The sequence below is a fragment of the Vibrio fluvialis genome, assembly GCF_900460245.1.
Lineage (GTDB): Bacteria > Pseudomonadota > Gammaproteobacteria > Enterobacterales > Vibrionaceae > Vibrio > Vibrio fluvialis.
Genome location: NZ_UHIP01000001.1, coordinates 2,480,959 through 2,494,304 on the forward strand (window position 1 = coordinate 2,480,959; position 13,346 = coordinate 2,494,304).

Genomic DNA, 13,346 nt, shown 5'->3' on the forward strand with positions numbered 1-13,346 from the left:
TCGTTTAGTTTTCTTCATTGGTTATTTCTTTTGTTCTGCGATTGTCTGCCATGCGGCATTCATGGTCGATGCGCAGCAGTATCGATACCGCCACCGACATAATAATTAAACTCGAACCACCGTAACTGATCAGCGGTAATGTCAGACCTTTGGTTGGCACCATACCTGCGGCTGCGCCGACGTTGACCAAGGTCTGGAACGCAAACCAGATCCCGATGCCAAACGCCAGATAACCGCCAAACTGCTGATCGTGCTCAAACGCTTTCTTGCCGATCAAAATGGCTTTAAACACCAGACTGAAAATCAGCATCAATACCAGCGTAACGCCAACAAAGCCAAGCTCTTCCGCCATCACGGCGAAAACAAAGTCTGTATGCGCTTCAGGCAGGTATTCCAGTTTTTGAATGGAATTGCCCAGCCCTTGACCAAACCATTCACCGCGACCAAAGGCCATCAGCGATTGCGTGAGCTGGTAACCGCTGCCAAATGGGTCTTCCCACGGGTCGAGAAACGAGGTTACCCGGCGAATCCGGTAGGGTTCAGCGGCGATCAACGCCACCACCGCAAGAATACCGGCCACCATCAAGGCGAGAAACTGCGACAGCTTTGCCCCAGCGATAAACAGCATGCCAAACAGCGTCACCAGCATCACGATAACCGTCCCTAAGTCTGGCTGACCAAGCAGCAAAACCGCCAGCGTGCCAAACACCATGATGGGTTTGAGAAAGCCGCCAAAGAAGGTTTGTCGCACTTCATCGTGTTTGCGCACCAGATAGCCGGACATAAAGATAAACAGCGATAACTTGGCCACTTCCGCAGGCTGAAGGTTAAACAGACCAAGTGGGATCCAGCGCGAAGCACCGTTGACCGATTTACCCGCTAACAACACGATAATCAGCAACACAAAGGAGATCGCAAGCAACACCGAACTGTATTGCATCCAGCGCTGCAGCGGTACCTGAAGCACCACCGCAGAGGTGATGAGAGCCAGCATCAGGAAGATGGCATGGCGAAACATAAAGTGAAACGGTTGATCAGTCAGACGTGAGCTGATGGGAAACGAAGCAGATGTCACCATCACCAAACCAATCAACATCAACCCCAGCGCGATCCAGACCAACTGACGATCGAACAAAGCGTCAGGAGAAGCAGTACGCAGCCAGCGGTTAAGTGATTGAAATGGTTTGGAGAGTAACAAAATCGTTCCCTTTGTCCCTAAGCGTAGCGCTGAGCCAGTTCAGCAAACACATCGCCACGGGCCATAAAGTTTTTAAATTGGTCGAAGCTGGCGCAAGCCGGAGATAACAGCACCATATCCCCCGCTTTCAGTTGCGGGCGAATCGATACAATAACGTCTTCCATCGTATCAAAACGCTGAGCGGAGGCATGCAATGGCATGAACTGATCGCCATCGCGACCAAAACAGCACAGCGTGAGTGGTAGCGTCTCCAACACTGGTTTTAATGGTGTGAAGTCAGCGCCTTTACCAACTCCGCCTACCAGCAGATACAAAGTGCCATTCAAGGTCAGGCCAGACAACGCCGCCAATGTGCTCGCCACATTGGTTGCTTTCGAATCATTGACCCATTTTATACCCTGATTATCGGCAACCACCTGACAGCGGTGTGTCAGTCCCGTGTAAGACTTCAATGCAGGCAACGCGTTTGTATAATTCACGCCCGCTGCATCGAGTAAAGCCAGCACGGTCAGCACGTTAGCCACGTTGTGACGACCAACCAGACTCAGATCCGAGGTTGGTAGCACCGCCTCACCATTGGCGATCAACACTTCCTTACCGTCATGTTGCGCCGTGGTAAATTCAGCAGGTTGCTCCAGACCAAAACGCACCGTGCGGCCCGAGTAGGCATCAGGATAGGTTTGGGTATCGTCAGCATTCACAACCGCCGTTTGTGCATGTTCAAAAATGCGCAGCTTAGCCTGACGATATCCTGCCATGCCGTCATAACGGTCCATGTGGTCTTCCGACAGATTAAGAAATGCCGCGGCTTTTAGCGCCAGAGACGAAGTGGTTTCCAGTTGAAAACTCGATAGCTCCAGCACGTAGAGTTCAGCGTGTTGCGACAGTAGATCCAGCGCCGGCACACCAATATTGCCTCCGACTGCAGTAGCAATTCCAGCCGCGTTGGCCATCACGCCAGTCAGGTCGGTCACGGTGCTTTTACCGTTCGAACCGGTAATCGCAATTACAGGTTTATTCACGTGCCAGGCAAACAGCTCAATATCGCCGACCACCGGGATGTTCGCCGCCAGTGCCTGCTGAATTTCTGGCGTGGCGAGCGCAATACCCGGGTTAGCAACAATTAAATCGGCCGCCAACAACCACTCAACATTCCAGCTGCCGCTGTGCAGTTCCACACCGGTTGGCAGTTGTTCCTGTCCTGGTGGCGCTTCACGAGTATCAATAACCCTCACCGTCACTGTCGGGTGATATTTTTGCAGATAATTAACGACAGAGAGCCCGGTTATACCGAGCCCTACGACCACTACATGCTGAATGCCTTGCCAACGGTCCATTTATTTCTTTTCCACGTAAAGGATTAACGCACTTTCAGTGTCGCTAAACCAATCAAAACCAAAACAATAGAGATGATCCAGAAACGCACGATCACGCGTGGTTCCGGCCAACCTTTCAGTTCATAGTGATGGTGAATCGGGGCCATGCGGAAGATGCGCTGACCGCGCAGCTTGTATGAACCCACCTGCAGGATCACCGACAGGGTTTCCATCACGAACACACCGCCCATGATCACCAAGACAAATTCCTGACGAACCAGCACCGCGATAGTGCCCAGAGCACCGCCCAGTGCCAGAGAACCCACATCGCCCATGAAAACTTGTGCTGGATAGGTGTTAAACCAAAGGAAACCAAGGCCAGCACCGACAATCGCGGTACACACCACCACCAGTTCAGACGTGTAAGGAATGTAGGGAATATGCAGGTAGTTGGCAAAGTTGACGTTACCTGTTGCCCAGGCGATCACACCAAAGCCAGCCGCGACCAACACCGTTGGCATGATCGCCAAGCCATCCAAGCCATCGGTCAGGTTGACTGCGTTACTGGTACCTACAATCACAAAGTAAGTCAGAATAATGTAGAACAGTCCCAGTTGGGGCATCACTTCTTTAAAGAAAGGCACCACCAGCTGAGTCGCGGCGGTATCGTGACCATGTGCATACAGTGCAAATGCGACCACCAGCGCAATCGCTGACTGCCAGAAGTATTTCCAGCGCGCAATCAGACCATCGGTGTTTTTGCGCACCACTTTACGATAGTCATCGACAAAGCCGACTGCACCGTAACCCATTAGCACGGCCAGAACCGCCCAGACGTACGGGTTCGACAAATCTGTCCACAACAACACGGTGATAATAATCGAGGCCAGAATCATGATACCGCCCATCGTTGGGGTACCACGTTTACTGAAATGCGATTCCGGGCCGTCGTTACGCACCACCTGACCAATCTGCAACAATTGCAGACGTTTGATCAGACGCGGGCCCATCCATAATGAAATGCCCAGAGCCGTCAGAATGCTGACAATCGCTCGAAATGAAAGGTATTCGAACAAACGGAAAAACGAAAAATATGGCTGGAGTAACTCCGCAAGCCAAATAATCATGAGTATTTCTCCTTAAGAGCAGCGGCAATCTTACTCATACCCGCACTGTTGGCGCCTTTGACGATCAGTACGTGAGCGCGATCCTGTTGTTGTTCTAGTTGCTGCTCGATAAACATAATCATGTCCTGATGGGACGCAAAATGGCGACCGTGACAGACATCGCTGATCACCTTCGCATCGTGGCCATACGTCAAGACATATTCAAACTGGAATGGTGCAGCATGTTCACCGACTTGTTGGTGAAGTGCAAGGCTTTCCTCACCTAACTCGGCCATATTGCCCAAAATTAGCCACCGGGTGGCAGAAAAACCGCCAAGCAGGTCCACGGCGGCTTTCATCGCCGGAACACTGGCATTGTAACTGTCGTCGATCAACGTAATGTTGTCGTTCAGCTCTGTCACATCCACGCGGCCTTTCACTTTCGACAGATGCGCTAAACCATGCTGAATGTCAGCGAGAGTCGCGCCCATCTCAATCGCAAGTGCACTTGCTGCAAGTGCATTACCCACATTGTGCTTGCCGATGATGCCCAGTTTCACTGCCACTTCACCGATAGGCGTCACCAGAACAAAGCTGGCTTCCCCTGCAGCATTCAACACGATGTCACGCGGGTAAAAGTCAGCGCTGTGCTCTGTGACGGAAAAAGTTTTCACACATTTGTCAGCCAGCACGGCTTGCCACAGTTCACCGCCCTGGCTGTCGAGGTTAACGACCGCCGTTTTGCCCGCACTCAGGCCTTGGTAAATTTCACCTTTGGCACGTTTTACGCCTTCGATCGAGCCAAAGCCTTCTAAGTGTGCCGCAGCCACGTTATTCACCAACGCCACATCCGGTTTCACCAGCGCCGTGGTGTAAGCAATTTCGCCAATATGGTTGGCGCCGAGTTCAATTACAGCGTAATCATCTTGCGGCGTCGAACGCAGCAGTGTCAGCGGCACACCGATGTCATTATTAAAGTTACCCGCAGTGAACAGCACCTGGCCTTTCGCCGCTAAGATACTGGCCACCATCTCTTTCACCGTGGTTTTGCCACAGCTGCCCGTGATGGCAACCGTCGGCGTATGACACTGCTGATGAACCCAGCTGCCCAGCAAGCCCAGCGCAATTTTGCTATTGGCGACCACCAGCTGGGGCACGTTGATATCCAGCACTCTTTCTACTAACAGCGCTTTGGCGCCCGCTGCCACCGCTTGCACGGCAAATTCATGGGCGTCAAAACGCTCTCCGACCAAGGCAACAAAAAGTGCGTCTTTTGGAATTGAACGAGTATCCGTTGACACTGCGGCGATCTCGGTATCTTCACCCACTAATTGCGCATCAAGAACCGCAGTTAACTGCGTCAGAGAAGTTCCAATCATGCTGACAGCTCCAATAAAGTTTGCGCGGATTCACGATCCGAGTAATGAATCGTCTCGTTGGCCAGTACCTGGTAGTCTTCGTGACCTTTACCCGCGAGCAGAATAATGTCTTGTTCACCCGCTTGCGACAGGGCTAAACTCAGCGCGTCAAAACGGTTGTGCTCCACGCTAGCGTCTTGCGGCGCTTTAAGTCCGGCCAGCATATCGTTGACAATTGCCTGCGGATCTTCGCTGCGCGGGTTGTCGTCAGTCAGGATCACGCGATCAGCAAACGCTTCAGCAATCGCAGCCATCATCGGGCGCTTACCGGTATCACGATCACCGCCGCACCCAAAAATCGCCCACAATTGCCCCTGACAATGCACGCGCAGTGCGCGTAGCGCTTTTTCTAATGCGTCCGGCGTATGGGCGTAATCGACGACGACTTTCGCTTTGCCAGGCGCCTGAAACAGTTCCATGCGACCTAATACCGGTTTAAGTTTAGGTGCCGCTGCCAACAGAGCGCCGAGCTCAAAGCCCAGGCTCAGCAGTGTGGCCAGCGCCAGCATTAGATTCGATGCGTTAAATTCGCCAATCAGCGGCGCACGCAGTTGACCCGCGCCCCAACTGCCATCGAAATCGAGCGTAATGCCGCTTTCAGCGTAACTTACTTTCACTGCCCACAGCGCTTGCTCGGTTTCCGGTTTTCCTTGCAGAGAAACGCCTACGGCATGCTTAAGCTGCTGCGCCCAACGCGCGCCGACTTCGTCGTCCACATTGATGATGGCATGACGCGTGTCATGTTCAGTAAACAGCGACAGCTTTGCCTCCGCGTAGGCGTCCATGGTGCCGTGGTAATCCAGATGGTCACGGCTGAGGTTGGAAAAGACGCCTGCATCAAACTGCAGACACTTCACCCGTCCTTGCACCAAACCATGCGAGGAGACTTCCATCGCAGTAAATTCCGCACCTTGCTGCGCGAGATCAAACAGTGTTGACTGCACTTCGATCGCGTTGCCCGTAGTGTTGGCCGCGGGCTGCAAGTTGGCAAGAAAACCATTGCCCGTCGTCCCCATCACCGCGGCGCGATGGCCCAGCAGGTCAATCCATTGCGCAATCAGTTGAGAAATGGTGGTTTTACCATTGGTCCCCGTCACAGCAATGACGTGATTCTGATGTCCGCCATACAGGCGACCTGCCAGTTGCGACAGATGTTTGTCCAGATGTTCGATATAGAGAATAGGAACCGATTGGCGCTCTGCGACGCTGCCATGTGAGTATTGTGAGCACGCTTGGGCCAGCACCAGATTCGCCCCTTGGACGATGGCTTTATCGATGAACTGACGTCCATCAATGGCATGGCCAATAATGGCGACAAAGGTGTCACCCGGTTCAATTTTTCGGCTGTCGAGTTCCAGATGCGTGACGGGTAGCGCCGCCAACTCAGACTCGCTGATCGTCAGCCATGGAGAGATTAGTTGTTGTAAAGCCTTGCTAGTGTTCATGGAGTTCTCACACTATGGTTTGTCCGCCGCACCGTGGTGTCAGCGGACTTTGTTATTTTTGAAATCGGTTCTCATCCGGCGCGATGTTGAGGATCTGCAGTGCCCCTTTCATGATTTCAGAGAACACCGGTCCTGCTACGGCGCCGCCGTAGTAAGAATCACCCTGAGGTTCGTTCACCATCACCACCAACGAAATACGTGGATCGCTCACTGGCGCCACGCCAGCTGTGTAGGCAAAATATTCGTCGCTATAACCGCCTGCTATCGCTTTGCGCGAGGTCCCGGATTTCGCCGCAATCCGATATCCCGGTACCGCCGCTTTCACGGCCGTACCACCCGGCTGGGTTACAGTTTCCAGCATATCCAGCACTTGCTTGGCGTATTTGGCATCCACCACCTGATGAGACAGATCCTGCTGATTGCTTTCAATCAAATGTACTGGCTGGTATTTACCCAGATTGCCCAGCGTGGCATAAGCGTGCGCAAGCTGAATCGGCGTGATAGACAAGCCATAACCAAAGGCCAGTGTCGCGATCTCAAACTGTGACCAACGGCGGCGGTTGGGGAAAATCCCGGTGGTTTCACCCACCAGGTTGAGGCCGGAAACTTCACCCAGGCCCACAGAGTTGTACATGCCGAGCATCGCTTCGAGCGGCATTCCCAGCGCTAAGTGCGCCACACCAACGTTGCTCGATTTTTTCAGAATCATTTGCAGCGTGGCTTTGCCCACTTTTGAGGTGTCACGTACCCGGCTGCCACCAATGCGCATGACCCCATCGCCGGTATCAATGATGGTATGTTCATCTGCGGTGCCGTTGGCGAGCGCGGCCAGCACCACAAATGGTTTCACGGTTGAACCTGGCTCAAATGCATCAGTAATGACGCGGTTACGCATCTTGAAGCTTTGCCAGTCAGCGCGGTTATTCGGGTTGTAAGAAGGGGCGTTAACCATTGCCAGCACTGCGCCGGTTTTAACATCCAGCATCACCGCCGATGCCGACGTCGCACGGTAATCGGCCATCGCCTGCTTAACGGCGCGAAAAGCGATCGCTTGTAAACGCTGATCGATAGTCAGTTGCAACGGCTTACCCTCTTCACGCTCTTCCAGCGAGATATTTTCCACCACGCGGCCGTAGCGATCTTTACGGATAATGCTCTTACCAGCTTCACCGGTCAGCCATTTGTCATAGCTACGCTCGACACCTTCCAGACCATGGCCGTCGATGCCGGTCACACCAATCAAATGAGCGCTGACTTCCCCCGCCGGATAGTAGCGGCGAGATTCCGATTTAAGCCCAACGCCAGACAGCTTCAGTTCGCGAATGTATTTCGCCATCGCCGGGCTGACCTGACGTTGCAGGTAGATGAAGCGGCGAGTACGGTTATCCTCAAGCCTTTTCATCATTTCCTGACGATCTAAGCTCAGCACATCCGCCAGTGCGTACCAACGATCTTTTTCGACCAATCCGCCTTGTTTGAAAATGGTCACCGGATCGGCCCACACGGCATCCACAGGCACACTCACTGCCAGCGCTTCACCATTACGATCGGAGATAATCCCGCGCGCGGATTGCAGCGTTTTAGCACGAATAGAGCGCATGTCGCCTTCGCGAATCAGGTTATCCGGTTCGATAATTTGAATAAAAGCAAGTCGCCCCACCAACATGGCAAAGGCGAGCAGGACAAAAAAGACGATGAGATAAAAACGCCAGCGGATAAAAACCGGGCTGTTCTGCTCGGCAACTTTGGCGCTCGTTTTCGGTTTGGCTGTGGCTTTTTCTTTGGCTTTCGCTGGCTTTTTCGTCATTTGATTTCAATCACTACTTCTTTGTCAGCATCCGGACGCTTCATGTCCAGCTCGTTCTTTGCCATTTCTTGCACTCGGCTATGCTCGGCCAGTGCCGTCTCTTCCAGGATCAGGTTACGCCACTCATTGTCGAGATGATCGCGCTCTTCCAGCGCCTGATCTTTTTGCGTGATCGCCTGACGGGTATGGTGTGTGGTAAACACAACTCCCATCGCGGAAGTAAAGATCAGAATCAACATGATGAGAGGTACCCGACCTACCGTAAGTAGGTCGGCTGCAATCAGTTTGGCGAGATTTAGCTTGGTTTGAGACATAATCGCTATCGAGTTTCAGAGCGCTCAGAGTTTTTCGGCGATACGCAGAACAGAGCTGCGAGAACGTGGATTCATCTCCACTTCTTGCTCAGAAGGTTTGATGGCTTTACCGACTGTTTTCAGGTCAGCACTACCCAACGCGCGAATTTGTTCCTGAGTCAGCGGAATACCATGCGGCACTTCCGGCCCTTTACTCTCTTTACGCATGAAGCGCTTCACCATGCGATCTTCCAGTGAGTGGAAGCTGATCACCGACAGGCGGCCTTGCGGTGCGAGAATCGACGCAGCACCTTTAAGCGCGGTATCGATCTCTTCCAATTCACTGTTGATGTAAATACGAAAAGCCTGGAATGCGCGGGTGGCCGGGTGTTTTTTCTCTTTGAAACTCTTTGGCGCCGCATCAGAAATCAGTTTAGCCAGTTGGCTGGTGCGAGTCAGGGGTTCGTTTTCTTCATCTTCACGATAAGCGACAATCGCTTTGGCAATTCGGCGCGCGTGTTTATCTTCACCAAATTCGCGAATCACCCAAGTAATGTCGTCCAGATCCGCTTGTGCCAACCAGGCGGAAACTGGCATACCCGAAGTCGGGTCCATGCGCATATCCAGCGGGCCATCTTTCATAAAGCTGAAACCACGTTCAGCATCATCAAGCTGCGGTGACGAAACACCAAGGTCGAACAGCACGCCGTCAACTTTGCCGACTAAATCGTAACGCTGAGCGTACTCTGCAATGCCGGAAAACGGACCGTGAACGATGGTAAAACGCGGATCATCAATTTTTTGCGCTTCAGCAATCGCCTGTGGATCGCGGTCGATACTGTATAAGCGGCCATTCGGGCCCAGCTGAGACAAGATAGTGCGGCTGTGTCCGCCACGACCAAAGGTGCCGTCGATATAAATGCCATCCGGCTTAATCGCCAGACCGTCGATCGATTCATGAAGCAGCACAGAAATATGTTGGAAAGATTCAGTCATAATGGTCTCGTTCAGCACAAACGTCCGTCAGTTTGATTTTGTAGTGTACCGTTTTCCCACACTACTGCTAGCCATAAAAGCAGTTACAGGACGTGACATTGCGCTAAGTTTAATGGTTTTACTATCGTCTAAGTCAATAAAAAGCAAAAAACCCATCATAACCGCGAAGCTATGATGGGTCTGAATAGGTGGAGCCGACATGTAAGCCGGGTTCTGTTCCGCTTGCGCGGCGGTAGCCATTCGTCTAGGCCAGCAATCGCTCACTGGCTCAAGCAACCTACCCGCCTCCTAACGCGAGCAACGCTATGTGGAGGCCTATTTGGTCTTGCTCCGGGTGGAGTTTACCTTGCTACGAACTGTTGCCAGCCGCACGGTGCGCTCTTACCGCACCCTTTCACCCTTACCTGATCCCTTGCGGGCCATCGGCGGTCTTCTCTCTGCTGCACTTGTCGTAGGCTTGCGCCCCCCAGGCGTTACCTGGCACCCTGCTCTACGGAGCCCGGACTTTCCTCCCCCTTATCAGTCTCCCCAACACAAGGTCAAGGGACGTCAATAAGGCAGCGACTACCCAGTCAACTCCAGGCGCGAATTCTATCGGCATCGTACCTCACTGTCTAGGAGGAATCGTCCTCACAACGTATTTTCAGCGCAACTGGTCAGAAGTTCAGCAGTTAGCCAAGATTGTCCAGTCCCCATTTGTAAAGTGCATTCTTTTTCAGATTGTAGATTTCCGCCGTCATCGCCGCCGCTTTCTTCAGCGGCAGTTCTTTGGTCAGGATCCCCAAAGTACGTAGCGCTTCTTCTGGCAAGACGTCTTCTGCGCTGTCACGATAACCGTGGATCAGCAGTACCATCTCGCCTCTTTTGCGGTTATCGTCTGCTTCAATCCACTCAATCAGTTCGCCCAACGGCATGCCCTGAATGGTTTCAAAGGTTTTGGTCAGTTCACGAGCCAGCACGACTTCACGCTCTGGCCCTAAGACGTCCAGCATATCCTGCAGCGATTCCGTAATACGATGCGGTGATTCATAAAAAATACAGGTACGCTCAGCCTTGGCGATTTCCATAAACTTGTCTTTGCGCCCTTTGCTTTTGGCCGGCAAAAAACCTTCGAAACTGAATCGATCGGATGGCAGACCAGAGGCACTCAATGCCGTGATCACCGCACACGCACCAGGAAGTGGCACAACTTTAACACCCGCCTGACGACATTGGGTGACTAAATGATAACCTGGATCACTAATAAGTGGTGTACCGGCATCCGATACCAACGCGATCGACTGTCCGGCCAACAATTTCTCAACTAAAACTTGAGCTTTTTGCTGTTCATTGTGATCATGCAGAGCGAACGTCTTAGTTTGAATATTGAAGTGCGCAAGCAGTTTGCCTGAATGGCGGGTATCTTCTGCGGCGATAACATCAACACTTGAAAGCACATCGAGGGCACGTTGGGTAATATCCCCTAAGTTGCCAATCGGAGTCGGAACTATGTACAAAGTTGGGACTTCTGCAGGCAAGGTTTTGTTATCTGTCATTTGTTTACCATCACTTCAACGATTAATATAGAGACAATTTTACACGGATTAACGAAAGAACTCATGGCTATGAAAAACCATCAGAGACGCAGTGTACCACGCTTACTCACTCCCGTTGCATTAGCAATTACCCTGGCCGCCTGTTCCTCGACGCCGACGTCCCCGCTTTTGGTGGATATTACCGGCGAACCGAGCCTGCCGGCACAGACTTACCTGATGCAGGCAGACAGCAGTCAAGGCAGCCTGCAAAATGACTGGTTAATCATGGCCTTGAAAGCCGCGATTGCTGAAAACAACACAGAACAGGCTGATCTGCTGATTCGTCGTCTGGCCAAACAGAACCTGAGCGAAACCCAGCAAGCCGAATGGCAACTGGCTCGCGCGCAGTTGTTGGTCAACGCGGAAAAATACAAAGACGCGCTGAATCTGCTTAACTTCAAGCCTAACTGGCAACTGCCGACACTACAGTGGCAGGAGTACCACCAGTTGCGTGCCGACATTTTCACCGCGCTTGATCGCTCGTTTGACTCAAGTCGCGAACTGGTCGCACTGTATGATCTGGCCGACAGCGATCAACAAGAAGCCCTGGCCGATCAAATCTGGACCAATCTCAACCACTACTCAGGCTATGCGATCACCAAGCTATCTGCCGAACCGAATGAAGCGGAGCTGGATGGCTGGCTGCAACTGGCCATTTATGTCAAAACTATGGGTAGTGACCTGCCTCAGCTAAAAAACACGCTCGAGAAATGGTTGGCAGAAAACCCAGATCATCCAGCGGCAATCTACACCCCTAAATCCATTCAGGACATTTTGGCCCTTGAGATCATTAAGCCGAAACATACTGCGCTGCTGCTGCCGTTGACCGGTAAATTCTCGAAACCCGCTCAACTGATTCGCGACGGTTTCATCATGGCGATGATGAATGACGAAGACCGCGATCCCAATGCGACCCTGACCATCATGGATACCAACGCCGAAACGCTGGAATCTGTGGATGCAACACTGACAGAGAAGAACATCGACTTCGTGGTTGGTCCGCTGATTAAAGGCAACATTGAGAAACTGCAACAATTCCAGCAAGAACGTGGGCAATCAATTCCGACACTGGCGCTGAATATTCCGGATCAAGTGATCGATGGTTCAGACACTTGTTACCTCGCACTGTCACCGGAGCAGGAAGTCGCTCAGGCGGCTAAACATCTGTTTACTGAAGGTTATCGTTACCCACTGGTCTTAGCGCCTCAGGGCAGTTACGGCGAGCGTGTGGTTGAGGCCTTCGATGAAGAGTGGCACAAATACAGCAAAAACAAGGTGGCGGTGAACCAGTACGGCGATCGTCGTCAGTTGCAGCGCAACATCAATAACGTATTCGGTCTGCAGGACAGCCAGCAGAATATTGCTCAGATGGAAGCCTTAACGGGTCTGAAAATGGAAAGCCAGCCACGCAGCCGTCGTGACATCGACGCGGTATACATCGTGGCCAACAGTGCTGATCTGACGTTAATCAAGCCGTTTATTGAAGTGGCGATCAACCCGGATACCAAGCCGCCAAAACTGTTCTCTAACTCCGCCAGCAACAGCGGTGGCCGTCAGTATGAAGATTTGACCGGCGTGACTTACAGTGACATTCCTTTGCTGATTCATCCGACGCCGGACGTCTCAGAACAGATGAATAAACTGTGGCCAAAATCCACCAATGCCGAGCGTCGCCTGCAAGCCATGGGGATGGACGCATACAAACTCATGGTGGAACTCCCACAGATGAAAGTCGTCCAAGGTTATACGATTGAAGGCCAAACCGGTGTACTGGGCATTGATGAACAATGCGTAGTGCAACGTGAAATCAGTTGGGCGGAGCATGGGGCTCTTTAGTCGCCGCCAGACCGGACAACACTATGAAACTACGGCGGCGGAGTATTTACGCCGCCGCGGTTTGTTTCTTATCGAACAAAATTTCCAGATTCGCGGCGGTGAACTGGATTTAATTATGCGGGAAAATCAAACGCTGGTGTTTGTCGAAGTGAAGTATCGTCAGAACCAACGTCACGGCCATGCTGCTGAAATGGTCACCAGACAGAAACAAGCACGCTTGATCAAAGCGGCAAATTGGTGGATGCTCAAGCAAGGCCTCTGCGCCGACAACACCGATTTTCGTTTCGATGTGGTGGCTATCCACGATGAAGGCCGCCAAATTGACTGGATAAAAAACGCAATCACTGAAGGATAATC

11 protein-coding genes and 1 other RNA gene are annotated in these 13,346 nt (G+C 52.2%); 2 read left to right on the forward strand and 10 right to left on the reverse strand.

Translation table 11 applies throughout. The features are described from left to right. Positions 1-4: 4 nt before the first annotated feature. The 10 genes from ftsW to rsmI form a co-directional block, all read right to left on the reverse strand. Positions 5-1,198, reverse strand: a complete 1,194-nt coding sequence (gene ftsW / locus DYA43_RS11570; RefSeq protein ID WP_020330482.1) for a cell division protein FtsW — start codon at positions 1,196-1,198, stop codon at positions 5-7. A gap of 17 nt (positions 1,199-1,215) precedes the next feature. Then, on the reverse strand, positions 1,216-2,535 hold the full coding sequence (gene murD / locus DYA43_RS11575; protein WP_061056866.1) for a UDP-N-acetylmuramoyl-L-alanine--D-glutamate ligase: 1,320 nt from the start codon (positions 2,533-2,535) through the stop codon (positions 1,216-1,218). 23 nt (positions 2,536-2,558) lie between these two features. Next, entirely contained in the window at positions 2,559-3,641 is a 1,083-nt protein-coding gene (mraY, locus tag DYA43_RS11580) for a phospho-N-acetylmuramoyl-pentapeptide-transferase (protein WP_020330479.1), read from the reverse strand. Then, complete coding sequence (locus DYA43_RS11585) at positions 3,638-4,999, reverse strand: UDP-N-acetylmuramoyl-tripeptide--D-alanyl-D-alanine ligase (RefSeq protein ID WP_061056867.1); 1,362 nt, start codon at positions 4,997-4,999, stop codon at positions 3,638-3,640. Before DYA43_RS11585 ends, mraY begins: the two co-directional genes overlap by 4 nt. Beyond that, a complete protein-coding gene (gene murE / locus DYA43_RS11590; RefSeq protein ID WP_061056868.1) occupies positions 4,996-6,483 on the reverse strand; it encodes a UDP-N-acetylmuramoyl-L-alanyl-D-glutamate--2,6-diaminopimelate ligase in 1,488 nt (495 codons plus the stop codon). The genes DYA43_RS11585 and murE overlap by 4 nt, the downstream gene beginning before the upstream one ends. A 52-nt stretch (positions 6,484-6,535) precedes the next feature. Then, complete coding sequence (locus DYA43_RS11595; RefSeq protein ID WP_061056869.1) at positions 6,536-8,290, reverse strand: penicillin-binding transpeptidase domain-containing protein; 1,755 nt, start codon at positions 8,288-8,290, stop codon at positions 6,536-6,538. Then, entirely contained in the window at positions 8,287-8,604 is a 318-nt protein-coding gene (gene ftsL / locus DYA43_RS11600; RefSeq protein ID WP_024373943.1) for a cell division protein FtsL, read from the reverse strand. The genes DYA43_RS11595 and ftsL overlap by 4 nt, the downstream gene beginning before the upstream one ends. 24 nt (positions 8,605-8,628) lie before the next feature. After that, complete coding sequence (gene rsmH, locus DYA43_RS11605) at positions 8,629-9,579, reverse strand: 16S rRNA (cytosine(1402)-N(4))-methyltransferase RsmH (protein WP_020330474.1); 951 nt, start codon at positions 9,577-9,579, stop codon at positions 8,629-8,631. Positions 9,580-9,765: 186 nt separating this feature from the next. Then, an RNA gene (rnpB, locus tag DYA43_RS11610) (RNase P RNA component class A) lies at positions 9,766-10,159 on the reverse strand. Positions 10,160-10,250: 91 nt separating this feature from the next. Continuing rightward, on the reverse strand, positions 10,251-11,114 hold the full coding sequence (gene rsmI / locus DYA43_RS11615) for a 16S rRNA (cytidine(1402)-2'-O)-methyltransferase (protein WP_020330473.1): 864 nt from the start codon (positions 11,112-11,114) through the stop codon (positions 10,251-10,253). 69 nt (positions 11,115-11,183) lie between these two features. On the opposite strand from rsmI, the gene DYA43_RS11620 reads away from it, so the two are divergent. Together DYA43_RS11620 and DYA43_RS11625 are read left to right on the forward strand one after the other, a co-directional pair. Beyond that, a complete protein-coding gene (locus tag DYA43_RS11620; protein ID WP_061057238.1) occupies positions 11,184-12,989 on the forward strand; it encodes a penicillin-binding protein activator in 1,806 nt (601 codons plus the stop codon). After that, positions 12,976-13,344, forward strand: coding sequence for a YraN family protein (locus tag DYA43_RS11625; RefSeq protein WP_061056870.1), 369 nt, complete (start codon positions 12,976-12,978; stop codon positions 13,342-13,344). Before DYA43_RS11620 ends, DYA43_RS11625 begins: the two co-directional genes overlap by 14 nt. The last annotated feature ends 2 nt before the right edge of the window (positions 13,345-13,346 follow it).

Excerpts from the sequence above, each read along its gene's own strand:
- murD (WP_061056866.1), bottom strand. The coding sequence starts at position 2,535 with ATGGACCGTTGGCAAGGCATTCAGCATGTAGTGGTCGTAGGGCTCGGT.
- mraY (WP_020330479.1), bottom strand. The coding sequence starts at position 3,641 with ATGATTATTTGGCTTGCGGAGTTACTCCAGCCATATTTTTCGTTTTTC.
- DYA43_RS11585 (WP_061056867.1), bottom strand. The coding sequence starts at position 4,999 with ATGATTGGAACTTCTCTGACGCAGTTAACTGCGGTTCTTGATGCGCAA.
- murE (WP_061056868.1), bottom strand. The coding sequence starts at position 6,483 with ATGAACACTAGCAAGGCTTTACAACAACTAATCTCTCCATGGCTGACG.
- DYA43_RS11595 (WP_061056869.1), bottom strand. The coding sequence starts at position 8,290 with ATGACGAAAAAGCCAGCGAAAGCCAAAGAAAAAGCCACAGCCAAACCG.
- ftsL (WP_024373943.1), bottom strand. The coding sequence starts at position 8,604 with ATGTCTCAAACCAAGCTAAATCTCGCCAAACTGATTGCAGCCGACCTA.
- rsmH (WP_020330474.1), bottom strand. The coding sequence starts at position 9,579 with ATGACTGAATCTTTCCAACATATTTCTGTGCTGCTTCATGAATCGATC.
- rsmI (WP_020330473.1), bottom strand. The coding sequence starts at position 11,114 with ATGACAGATAACAAAACCTTGCCTGCAGAAGTCCCAACTTTGTACATA.
- DYA43_RS11620 (WP_061057238.1), top strand. The coding sequence starts at position 11,184 with ATGAAAAACCATCAGAGACGCAGTGTACCACGCTTACTCACTCCCGTT.
- DYA43_RS11625 (WP_061056870.1), top strand. The coding sequence starts at position 12,976 with ATGGGGCTCTTTAGTCGCCGCCAGACCGGACAACACTATGAAACTACG.